This window comes from Williamwhitmania sp., from assembly GCA_035529935.1.
GTDB lineage: Bacteria > Bacteroidota > Bacteroidia > Bacteroidales > Williamwhitmaniaceae > Williamwhitmania.
The window spans coordinates 1-10,827 of sequence record DATKVT010000017.1 but is presented as its reverse complement, the minus strand read 5'-3'; the positions used below and the strand labels follow the sequence as shown (position 1 = coordinate 10,827).

The following is a 10,827-nucleotide window of genomic DNA, read 5'->3' as shown; positions in this document are numbered from 1 at the left end:
GTAGGAGCAAGGAGAACTTCAGCAACAATCATTGGAATAGGTTGTTGCTGTAATGAGAAGCGTAGAGACAGCTAGGTGTTTAAGTTCGATCTAGTATTGTTAATTTGAGCGTTTTTCGAAAGTTGTTCATGCTTCCAAATGGTGGGAGCCTGGTTGACGATCTGTTTAAATTGGCGACTAAAGTTGGATTGTTCGCTATAGCCAACCATCTCCGCTATTTGCGCAAAAGAAAGGTTTGGATTTGTCTGGATAAGCCTCTTCGCCTCTTCTATTCTGAGGCTATTTATCCAGGCATGAAAATTCATCCCTCCCTCTTTATTGATGCAGTTTGAAAGTTTGGTGCGCCCTACCTTTAGGTATAGGGCCATCTCTTCGATATTTAATTCCGGGCGGAGATAATACTTATCGGCAATAATAATGGACTTTAGTTTTTCCCACGAAAAATTGTTGAAAATTACTTCTGGCTCTTTGCTACTTACCGGCTGTCGTGAGTTTAGAATAGGTTCAATACTGGTGTAGGTAAGGGGATATTGGATGTAGCAAAGCCCGAACACAACATAGAAAATTATATTTATTACTATAACAACCAATTCAAATGAGGGCGAAGTTATAAACATTGAGACGATTATAAGAATACAAAATACGCAAGCACCAAAGAAACAGTAACGAACCCAACTTAGCCGTAATTGAAAGGTGTCGGCGTAGTAATTGGCTAATTTTAAAACATATTCTTTTTCTTGCGACAAAAACAATCGTGTAAAGTAGATTACTTGAGCAATACAGAACAAGAGAAACAACATATTTAAAATCACCGTAGGATGCGTAAAATTATGTATAAAATCATCTGTGTTTTGCAAGGTGGGATTACCCCAACCCCAAACGAATACAAACATAAAAAGAATAAAAAGCGCAGTAGGGGAAAGGTGTTTCCATACATAAATCTTGTTTACAAAAGAGTTGTCAAACAAGTTGATTAGTGCGAAGGAAAATAAGATTGTTTGTAAAGAGATGGCGGTAATTTCAATGAAAATATTAACAATACTGTTATTGGGCGACACAATCATGGACATAAGAACTGCCAAGGAGAAGTAGGCCAACGCAAAATACCGAAGGGAAATGCGATAATTTCTTAGTCCTTTGTTTTTTGGCAGAGGGAGGAATAGAAATACAAACGACATGATGATGCATGTCGTGATTAAAGCTCCATTTATAAACAGAAAAGCAGTATTACCCATATTTTATTGCCAACTCCAATAGACTCCCGAGGAGTCTAGATTAAGTTTAATAAATGTAGGAATTACTATCAAAAAAACAAGCCCCTTAACGTAGAAGTTGACCTCTCTTGTTAAATCACTTAGAGGCATAAAGTTGGGAGAACATCATTTGCAACAAAGCGGAACTCCTGCCCAACAAGTAAGCGTGTTTTTTTGAGTGAATTGGGCAAAGGCTTGATGAAATCGTTTGAACTTCCTAGGTGAAATTGGATAGTTAGGTTGGAAGTAATGGCCTCCTTTTAATTTCATGTGATAGGAAGTATATATCAGATATTGAAGAGCAACTAGGTTTACCGCTTTGAAACATTCTCTGTAGGGTAAGTCTGCTAGTGGTGTGTCTTAAAGATAGAAAAGATAAGCGGCTTAGCGACCGCTATGTTTCACCTAACACCCAACGCCATGAAAACTTTAACCTACATAATTTCGACAGTCGCAACGCTTGTGGTTACAATAAGCCTTGCAGGAGAACCCGATTCCGGCGTGTTTAACTTAACGCGAGGGAACAGCGCCTACCGATCTTCATTTACAATGGCCTCCCACCTAGTTGTTATTCCTGTTGCTATTAACGGATCCGACTCCATGAACTTTATCCTCGATTCGGGGGTTGGTTCAACACTAATTACAGAGGTGAGCAGTGGTGGAGTGGTATCGCTAAACGACGCTCGAAAGGTTCTAGTCACTGGACTTGGCAACAGCGAATCGCTTGAGGCGCTTGCATCGGAGAATAACAGTTTGCAGGTTGGACGGCTCGTAGGGCACAACCAAAAAGTTATTGTTCTTTTAAACGATGTATTCAACCTTTCAACCCGTATGGGAATATCCATAAATGGGCTTATAGGGCGTACAGTTTTTGAACAATTCGTAGTGGAGATCAACTATGTTAACCATTCACTAGCATTCTATAACCCGGAGCGCTTTAGGACTCAACTTAGGAGAAACGAGGAGGCCATTCCTATTAAGATTATCGAAGGGAAACCCTATGTTGATGTGGTGGTTACCAACGGTGGGGTTGAGAGAACGGTTACATTGCTGCTGGACACGGGCATGAGCTTTGCCCTTTGGCTCGACCCCAATAGCAATAGCGGAATTAAACCGAAGGAGAATGCAAGAGCAGATGTTCTAGGGCAAGGACTTAACGGAAACGTCACTGGGCAGATCTCGAGAGTTGATAAGGTCAAAATTGGTACCTTTGAATTGGCTAATGTAATAACCGCCTTCCCTGATACCTCTTCCATAAGCGAGGTGTCAATTACTCAAGGAAGAAGCGGGAGCATTGGTGCGGATATTTTTCGAAGATTCAATGTTATTTTCGATTATCCACATAATCGTTTAATACTGCGAAAAAATGGCAACTTCTCCGAAAAGTTTGAATACGATATGTCAGGACTGGAGGTTGGAACGGTTGTGGTTGGTTTGCCAGCCTACCAGGTTTTAAGCGTTGGCCATTCTACCCCGGCAGAGGAGGCTGGCATACTGCCCGATGATCAGATATATTCCATAAATGGTGTTCAGGCCAACACTCTTACGTTGTCGGAAATAGCAGATTTGTTCAAGAGTCGCGAGGGAAAGTCAATAACTATGGTGGTGTATCGTAACGGTGTAAAAATGCTGTTTAAGTTTAAGCTGCGCAGATTGGTATAAAATATGCTACACCATTTTGGTGTAAGGAGAGCAACTCCCAGCAAAAAGTGTAATTTTGTCGTGATAATCCGAAATGTAAAAAAGTATGCATACACCAGGTAGGACTAAAATTAAAGAGTTGCTAGTGTCGAAGGAGACCGGACGTGATTTTGTTGTAAAAGGATGGGTAAGAACTAAGAGAGGAAACAAGAGCGTTGTGTTTATTGCCCTTAACGACGGTTCCACCATTTCAAATATTCAGATTGTAGCCAATCCGGAAAGCTATTCGGAGGAGTTGCTGAGGCTGATCACCACAGGCTCGTGCATCCGTGTAAGCGGAACCTTGGTTGAGTCTCCTGCCTCTGGACAACCAGTTGAAATGCATGCAAAGGAGATAGAGCTTTACGGCACTGCCGACGCTGAAACCTATCCGCTGCAAAAGAAGGGACACAGCCTTGAATTTCTTCGTGAGATAGCTCATCTGCGTCCAAGAACCAACACCTTTGGTGCGGTGCTTCGCATTCGTCACGCCATGGCCTACGGCATTCACAAGTATTTTAACGATCGTGGATTCTTCTACCTTCATACCCCAATAGTTACCGGTTCCGATGCAGAGGGTGCTGGAGCCATGTTTCAGGTAACTACGCTCGACTTGGAGAACATACCAAAAACAGAGGAGGGAAAGATTGACTTTGCTCAAGACTTCTTTGGAAAGGCAACAAACTTAACGGTTTCTGGACAACTAGAGGGTGAGTTGGGGGCATTGGCTCTGTCTGAGATATATACATTTGGTCCTACCTTTAGGGCAGAAAATTCAAATACACCTAGACACCTTGCTGAATTTTGGATGATTGAACCGGAGATGGCCTTCTACGACATTAAGGACAACATGGACCTCGCCGAGGACTTTCTGAAATATCTAGTTCGCTATGCCCTCGAAAATTGTATGGACGATCTAGAGTTTCTCAACAAGATGTATGATAATGAACTTATTGATCGGTTACGATTTGTAGTCGAAAATTCTTTTGAGCGGTTGCCATATACCAAGGCCATTGAGATTCTAATCGCCTCTGGTCATAAGTTTGAGTTTCCGGTTAGTTGGGGCCTTGACCTTCAGAGCGAGCATGAACGCTACCTTGTGGAAAATCACTTCAAACGGCCGGTAATTCTCACCGACTACCCCAAGGAGATTAAAGCTTTCTATATGAAACAGAACCAGGATGGTAAAACCGTGCGGGCCATGGATGTGCTATTTCCTCGTATAGGGGAGATAATCGGTGGTTCGCAAAGGGAGGAGAACTACAACAGCTTAATAAATAGAATACACGAGTTGAACATTCCCGAGAAAGATGTTTGGTGGTATCTTGAAACCCGTAAATTTGGAACGGCACCGCACAGCGGTTTTGGATTAGGATTTGAGCGCCTAGTACTTTTTGTAACGGGAATGGCCAATATTCGCGATGTAATCCCATTCCCACGAACTCCTAAAAATGCTGAATTTTAATAGGAAGATGAACAATGGTTGAGCTTAGGCAACGTCTACAGCAAAAGTTACTTCAGAAGCTATCTCCCCAGCAGATTCAAACCATTAAGCTGCTGGAGTTGCCAACCATTCAGCTTGAGCAACGAATTAAAAAAGAGCTGGAGGAGAATCCGATACTGGAGGAGGGGCATGAGGATGATTACCAGGACGAAGAGGAGGTAATTACTGAGGACACCGTCGACAGCAGTGAGGATGAATTTACCTTGGAGGACTACCTGAACGAGGAGGATGTTCCCTCCTACAAGTTGGTGGCCAGCAACTACTCCAAGGATGACAAACGCGAGGAGATACCCTTTTCTGGTGGTGTGTCCTTTCATGAGTATTTGGAGAGCCAGCTTGGATTACGGCGGCTTACCGAGCGGCAGCAGATGCTGGGCGTTTATCTCATTGGCAGCATAGACGACGATGGATACATTCGCCGTAAGTTAACCGCGGTGGCCGATGATTTGGCATTTGCCATGGGCATTGAAACCACCGACGACGAGCTGGAGGAGGTGCTCTATATTATTCAGGATTTCGACCCGGTTGGCATTGGTGCTCGTGATCTGCAGGAGTGTCTCCTGCTGCAAATTGAGTCAAAAGAGATGGCGGCACCAGAAGTTGCCAGAGCACGAAAGATATTGAAGTATCACTTCGATGAATTTACTCGAAAGCATTACGATAAAATTGAAAGTAAGCTGGGGATTACAGAAGAGGAACTCAAGGAGGCACTCGACGAAATTCTGAAGTTAAATCCCAAGCCGGGAAGTGGGTTTAGCGATCATCAATCCAACATGTCACCCCACATTATTCCCGACTTTATGCTCGAACTTAAGGATGGTGAGCTGCTGTTGAGCCTAAATTCGCGCAACGTTCCCGACCTCCATATTAGCCGTGAGTATTCCCAAATGCTGGAGCAGATTGCTCATAAAAAGGGCGAGATGACGCGAAACGAAAAGGAGACGCTCACCTTTGTGAAGCAGAAGCTCGATTCCGCCAAGTGGTTTATAGAAGCGCTGAAGCAACGACAAAACACGCTCCTACTCACTATTAATGCAATTCTTCAATTTCAGCGGGAATACTTTCTTGAGGGCGACGAAACAAGGCTTAGGCCTATGATTCTAAAGGACATAGCTCTGCTTACCGGGCTAGATATTTCTACTATCTCCAGAGTGGTGAATAGCAAGTACATCCAAACCCATTTTGGTATCTTCCTACTCAAGTATTTTTTCTCAGAGGGTTTGCAAACCGATAGCGGCGAGGAAGTTTCGTCGCGTGAAATTAAATCAATACTTTCCGATTGCATCTCTGCTGAAGACAAGAAGAAGCCGCTGACCGATGAAGCACTGATGGACATTCTGCAGGAGAAGGGTTACCAAATTGCACGCAGAACGGTGTCAAAATATCGTGAGTTGCTTGGAATTCCGGTTGCTCGCCTCAGAAAAGAACTTTAATTGAAAGAATCCAATGAACAAGCTCGCCGCTAAAATTCTCTCCATTGCATTGCATCCAATTGCCATGCCCAGCTTCTTAATGTTGGCCTTGTTCAATTCGGGGACACTCATTTCTTTTTACCCAATGAGCGTCAAGTTTCGCATCTTCTTGCTGATTTTTGTATACACGCTGGTGCTTCCGCTCCTAATGCTACCAATTTTTCTAAGGCAAAGGTTGGTGAAAAGCATACACATGTTTAACCACACTGAGCGAATTATCCCCTTCCTGTTTGCATTTTTGTTTTATGCATTTTCGGTGTACACATTAATGGGGATAAAGGGTTTGTGGGTAATTAAATTGTTTATGATCGCTTCTACCATTGCCGTTTTCATTACGCTGGCAATCTCATTTTTTTGGAAAATCAGCGCGCATATGGTGGGACTTGGAGGAGCTACTGGTTTTCTGCTCATGCTCAACTTGCAACAAGGGGCAGATGTTCTGGAGTTCTTTATTTTGGCACTTTTGCTTTCAGGTGTGGTTGGCACCGCAAGGCTGAGCCTCGATGAACATTCTCCTCTGCAAATTTACTCTGGCTACTTGATTGGTTTAACTTGCATGGTTGGTGTATTCCTCATCCTTTAATAAATTGAAAACTGCAAGGTGTAGGTCAACACCAAGGTGGTTTTCCAGTTTCGTAAATTGAAATTCCGAAAAGCGTTTAATTTCTTCTGTAAGGTTGAGGTTGGTCGTGATTGGGCTCAAATGAGTTCCTTTAGTAGTGAGGTATTTGGCAAGGTAGCATTGCTCCGTTTGTCCAGGAAATGGAAGCAGTAGGGCGTGACAATCTAGAGCCCACAAGTCCATAACAGTACTATACCCTGCATTGGCAATTACCACCTCGGCACTAGCCAGTTCCTGTACCAATGCATTATCGGAGAGATGAGGGTAAAGCGTTATGTTCCCTTTTTTTTCAACGCCGAATTTTTCTGGTTTACCGCAAATCATTGTGAGTGTGATGTTTTCGGCAATTGCCCGTTCAACAATCTTTTTTTGTATTATAGAACGACGTGGATCCGGCCCCGATATTAAGGCTACAACCTTTCCGCCAACTTTTGGTATCAGGGGTAAGGGGAGCCTGAATCGCGAAAGTGGGCCAACATAAACCACACCCTTTTTGCGGCAAAGCCATCCATGCGAAAGTGCACCCGAAAGGTTTTGCTCATTAGAGAAATCGGGCACCCAAATCTGGGAGAAGGGCGATACTAGTGCTCGGATTAAAAGTGCCAGCAGCGGTTCTAGAGGGGTTAGCATTAAAGGAAGCTTGAGCCGGAGCTGATGGGTAATCAATACCGAAATAGCGTTAGAAGAGCGAAGCATGTAGCGGTTGTCGGAAATAATGATCCTTACACCGTATTCACTAACCATTCGATTAGCAACCCCCCTTTCCTTGAACAGGTCGCCAATAAGCCTTGGAAGTTGAGCCAAAATGCTCAACCAAGCCGGAAAGTGTCGATGGAGTTTAACTTCGTGAAATGGTGTCTGCACGAACAACAGTTCGGGGAAACGCTTTTGAAGCAGCTGGCCCGATGCTCCATTGCCACCAAGAATCACCTCGGCCTTTTGCGCCAGCAAGGTCTCCACAACAGGAATGCAGCGTGTTGCATGGCCCAAACCCCAGCTTAACGGACATACAAAGACCTTGGTCGGATTCATGGTAACTTATTCTGAAACAGAAACGGCGATGTTTAGTAATCTAACCTGCTGTGCAATTTGTTCAAGTTCCTTTTTTGAAATTTTTTTCAATCCCTGAGCGGGTGTATCGCGGCTTATGGTGTACACCATCACCTCCTTAGGGTGAAGCATTTCAACAATCTTCAGCCATTTGGCAACCTCATTTGGTGTAGTGTTGTCGACAGTGCTTCCGTTGTAAGTTCCCCTTACGAAAAGTGTTTGCAGAATAAAATTTCCATTGAATCGCTTTAGGTTGTCTACGGTTTTCTCAACGCTGTATGGATGGTTTGGCTGATTAAGCGCCTCAACAAGTGAGTCAGTAGCCGCGTCAAGTTTTAGAATATTTTGATCAACCTTCTGAAGTGCGCGAAATACGGATTCCTGGCTAATTCGGGTTGCATTGGAAAGAACCGCAATTCTGGCATTTGGGCAATGTTCATTTCGAAGTTCTATGGTGTCGTCAATGATTGGTTCGAACTGAGGATGCAGCGTCGGCTCACCGTTTCCGGCAAAAGTGATAACGTCGGGTGGCTTATTTTCTGAAGCCATTTGTTTGAGTTGGATATTTAGCGCTTTTCTCACCTCCTCGCGGGTTGGCAGCTTTTCCCTGTTGCTGTTTGGTGTATTCCAGCCACACTCGCAGTATATGCAGTTGAAGTTACAAACCTTGCAGGTGGTTGGCAGCAGATTAATGCCGAGAGATACACCCAGTCGGCGACTGCTAACCGGCCCGAAAACAATTTTATCGAATATAAACGTGGCCATTTTTTTATGCAAATTTAGCATTCTCTTTTGATGCTGCTAAAACGTTTTCTAAAGGTTTTTTAAACAGTCATACACATAGTTGACAATTATCATTTTGTTACGAACTGAGGTACCCTATTTTTATGAGCAAACACTAAGCTATGGAACAACACGAAAAACTTAACGGTGAGCTAGATTATCTCGAGGTAGTTTCCATTAATGCCAAAAGGTTCCGTGAGCTTATTTCGAAGGTGGAAGCGTTGGCTCAAGCCGGTATTGAGAATGGTTTCATCGGCGATGTTTTTTACATGCTGGCCAACTATGCTGAGGGTTCATTACTCGATGAGGAGTTGGCGCTCATGAAGGCAGATGCTGTCACTAGAGAAGCGCATCATGTTCTGCATAAAAAATTCTTGGTTCAGCTCGATTCCATCCGGAAAGGACTTGAGCAGGGGCAGCCAGAAAAGATGAGAGATATAGTTCAGTTTTTAAACGACTACTATCAGGAACATTTTGTTGGATTTCATGGTATCCACGAGAAGTAGTTAGACCAATCTTCTCAGTTTTGCCTCTTCTTTGATTTTGAAAGTTTGCATATTTATACCGGTGAGGAGAAGAATTCCCGGTTTTTTATTTCTTTCAAGACTGCCAAAGGTATCATCAACACCAAGAGCTATTGCTCCATTAAGTGTGGCCCAAGTGAGCATCTCCTCAAGGGCAATATTATCGTTAACTTCCTGAATTGACTTAAGCAGTTGCAGCATGTTTGTTGAGCCTGATTGGACGCTGCCCAGAACAATTTTACAGCCAAGTTTTCTCAATCTCGAAATTGATTCAGCACTGGTTGTCTCTGAAACAATAAAGCTGCAAAACAAAAAATGGCAAACTATGGAGGCAATGATCTTTTCCGGAATTTCGGTTGTATGATGAATTAGAAGATGTAGGTTGCGAGGAAGTTGAAGTAGCTGATTGAGTGTGGTCTCCCAACTTGCACTCTCTGTACCAAATTTTACAAGGAAGGGTATATCTGTTGAGGAGGTATTACGATCAACAAGTAGAGCGGTTTCTGGCAACAGGCAACTCAATGCCTTGTATGTCACAAGGGAGTGTGGCTGGTATTCCCCAAGGAAGTCATTTTCATTTTTCTCGATGCCTACCAGAACGGTTCCGGAGTGAAAGTATTTCAGGTTGGTCTCTTTGCTGACCTTATTCTTCTCATCTGTTATGGACGAACCGCATGAAATCCCATACGTGTTTATTAATCCAGGTAATATTATTCCGTTGTAATGCTCAATGTCTTCAGCTTCACGATCAAGCGTGTCTTGCAATTCCAGTATTGTTCCTTCGTGGTCAACCACAACTACCCCATGCCTTATCGGTGGGGAGGATATGGGAAATACTAGAGAGGCGGAAATTTTCCTCATTTCTTTTTCGGAAGAACAACTTCGTAGGGATGATGAATCCGATTCTTATCTGGCTGAATTGGTGGTGTGGGATGGGGGGTTGATTTTTTGTCGGAAAGAAGAGCTGGTGTAGTAAGTGATATACGACGAATACCGACAAAGCGGAGAGGTGGTGTTTCTGGGTTATTATCAAAATCAAGTATTCGTCCTTTGATAAAGATTGGCTTATCATCTGTAATATTAAAAGATGCAATATAGGTATCTACCTTATTTTCCTTTTTAAATGGGATTACCTGCTTGTTGTTCAATTGCTCAAGGGGCGTTTTGTCTGAGGGAGAGGTTCCAACAACTATTCGAAGGTTGGTGGACATGTCCTTAGGACTTACAAAGGCTAACACCTTAAGTGTATAGACGCCCTTATGAGAAACGGGAACGGAAAATTCAATTTTTTCGTTGGAGTGCTGGTTGGATAGATTCCAAATAGCCATTTTGTTCCACAAGTTTTGGGGTTTATCTTCTTTTGTTATAGAATCATCTATGACTTGGTTTTCCATCTCCAATTTCAAGATTACCTGATCATAAATTTTATCGAGTATATCTGGTTTTCCTAGGTAGTAATAATAGCTCTTACTGAACTGTTCTGGAGAGGAATGAAATGATTTAAAAATTTCACCATAATAGTTGATGCTGTCCCTGCCAAGTATTTCTCGCGGTGAGGCAGCTATAGATAGTGATCCGTCAGTAAGGTACATTTTATAAAGTATAGCAGCCATATCCTTTTCTGGGATAATGTTATTATGGTTGCTACAGCCGGAAAATATAGTGGCTCCAATTAAAAACAGGAAAAGTGATCTGAGCATTTTTTTTGAGGGCAAACTTACTTAATATTTTCGAAAAGCACACCGATCATAATCTCGTGGGTCCCACTATTATAGTGGCTTAGTGCGGTAAACGAGTAGTCGTATGAATAGCCAAACATATACTTGTTGTCGTGGATATAGCCTATCAAGATTGATGCGGCATCTTTCCAGCGCAGCGAAAGGCCACCCCAAACCTTGTTACGATATGTGATTTTACCATTAAGTTCAAACACAACGGG

The 10,827-nt window shown here is 43.0% G+C and carries 11 protein-coding genes; 5 read left to right on the top strand and 6 right to left on the bottom strand.

Annotated elements, in window-relative coordinates:
• Positions 1–71: 71 nt before the first annotated feature.
• Positions 72–617 carry a helix-turn-helix transcriptional regulator gene (locus VMW01_00930; protein ID HUW04800.1) on the bottom strand — a complete coding sequence of 182 codons (546 nt, stop codon included), beginning with the start codon at positions 615–617 and terminating at the stop codon, positions 72–74.
• Between the two features lie 1,056 nt (positions 618–1,673).
• Here VMW01_00930 and VMW01_00925 point away from each other — a divergent pair.
• The 4 genes from VMW01_00925 to VMW01_00910 all read left to right on the top strand — a co-directional run bounded on the left by VMW01_00925 (position 1,674) and on the right by VMW01_00910 (position 6,492).
• Entirely contained in the window at positions 1,674–2,915 is a 1,242-nt protein-coding gene (locus VMW01_00925; GenBank protein HUW04799.1) for an aspartyl protease family protein, read from the top strand.
• An 85-nt stretch (positions 2,916–3,000) separates the two neighbouring features.
• Positions 3,001–4,398: an asparagine--tRNA ligase gene (asnS, locus tag VMW01_00920; GenBank protein ID HUW04798.1), complete on the top strand. Its 1,398-nt coding sequence runs from the start codon at positions 3,001–3,003 to the stop codon at positions 4,396–4,398.
• Between the two features lie 14 nt (positions 4,399–4,412).
• On the top strand, positions 4,413–5,870 hold the full coding sequence (rpoN, locus tag VMW01_00915) for an RNA polymerase factor sigma-54 (protein ID HUW04797.1): 1,458 nt from the start codon (positions 4,413–4,415) through the stop codon (positions 5,868–5,870).
• A gap of 13 nt (positions 5,871–5,883) precedes the next feature.
• The gene (locus VMW01_00910) at positions 5,884–6,492 is read left to right on the top strand and encodes a hypothetical protein (GenBank protein HUW04796.1); all 609 of its coding nucleotides are present in this window, start codon (positions 5,884–5,886) and stop codon (positions 6,490–6,492) included.
• Here VMW01_00910 and VMW01_00905 read toward each other — a convergent pair.
• Together VMW01_00905 and VMW01_00900 are read right to left on the bottom strand one after the other, a co-directional pair.
• Positions 6,457–7,563, bottom strand: coding sequence for a glycosyltransferase family protein (locus VMW01_00905; protein HUW04795.1), 1,107 nt, complete (start codon positions 7,561–7,563; stop codon positions 6,457–6,459). The two genes, VMW01_00910 and VMW01_00905, sit on opposite strands and share 36 nt — an antisense overlap.
• A gap of 6 nt (positions 7,564–7,569) precedes the next feature.
• A complete protein-coding gene (locus tag VMW01_00900) occupies positions 7,570–8,346 on the bottom strand; it encodes a radical SAM protein (GenBank protein HUW04794.1) in 777 nt (258 codons plus the stop codon).
• A gap of 140 nt (positions 8,347–8,486) precedes the next feature.
• On the opposite strand from VMW01_00900, the gene VMW01_00895 reads away from it, so the two are divergent.
• Positions 8,487–8,870 (top strand): hypothetical protein, encoded by a 384-nt coding sequence (locus VMW01_00895; GenBank protein HUW04793.1) that lies wholly within the window; start codon positions 8,487–8,489, stop codon positions 8,868–8,870.
• On the opposite strand, the gene VMW01_00890 is transcribed toward VMW01_00895, so the two are convergent.
• From VMW01_00890 to VMW01_00880, 3 genes are all read right to left on the bottom strand, one after another.
• Complete coding sequence (locus VMW01_00890; GenBank protein ID HUW04792.1) at positions 8,871–9,749, bottom strand: amidohydrolase family protein; 879 nt, start codon at positions 9,747–9,749, stop codon at positions 8,871–8,873. It abuts the gene before it with no gap.
• Positions 9,746–10,588, bottom strand: a complete 843-nt coding sequence (locus tag VMW01_00885) for a DUF4296 domain-containing protein (protein HUW04791.1) — start codon at positions 10,586–10,588, stop codon at positions 9,746–9,748. The genes VMW01_00890 and VMW01_00885 overlap by 4 nt, the downstream gene beginning before the upstream one ends.
• Before the next feature lie 17 nt (positions 10,589–10,605).
• On the bottom strand, positions 10,606–10,827 hold a 222-nt coding region (locus VMW01_00880), incomplete at its 5' end, for a type IX secretion system membrane protein PorP/SprF (GenBank protein ID HUW04790.1).

Excerpts from the sequence above, each read along its gene's own strand:
- VMW01_00930 (HUW04800.1), bottom strand. The coding sequence starts at position 617 with ATGTTTATAACTTCGCCCTCATTTGAATTGGTTGTTATAGTAATAAAT.
- VMW01_00925 (HUW04799.1), top strand. The coding sequence starts at position 1,674 with ATGAAAACTTTAACCTACATAATTTCGACAGTCGCAACGCTTGTGGTT.
- asnS (HUW04798.1), top strand. The coding sequence starts at position 3,001 with ATGCATACACCAGGTAGGACTAAAATTAAAGAGTTGCTAGTGTCGAAG.
- rpoN (HUW04797.1), top strand. The coding sequence starts at position 4,413 with ATGGTTGAGCTTAGGCAACGTCTACAGCAAAAGTTACTTCAGAAGCTA.
- VMW01_00910 (HUW04796.1), top strand. The coding sequence starts at position 5,884 with ATGAACAAGCTCGCCGCTAAAATTCTCTCCATTGCATTGCATCCAATT.
- VMW01_00905 (HUW04795.1), bottom strand. The coding sequence starts at position 7,563 with ATGAATCCGACCAAGGTCTTTGTATGTCCGTTAAGCTGGGGTTTGGGC.
- VMW01_00900 (HUW04794.1), bottom strand. The coding sequence starts at position 8,346 with ATGGCCACGTTTATATTCGATAAAATTGTTTTCGGGCCGGTTAGCAGT.
- VMW01_00895 (HUW04793.1), top strand. The coding sequence starts at position 8,487 with ATGGAACAACACGAAAAACTTAACGGTGAGCTAGATTATCTCGAGGTA.
- VMW01_00890 (HUW04792.1), bottom strand. The coding sequence starts at position 9,749 with ATGAGGAAAATTTCCGCCTCTCTAGTATTTCCCATATCCTCCCCACCG.
- VMW01_00885 (HUW04791.1), bottom strand. The coding sequence starts at position 10,588 with ATGCTCAGATCACTTTTCCTGTTTTTAATTGGAGCCACTATATTTTCC.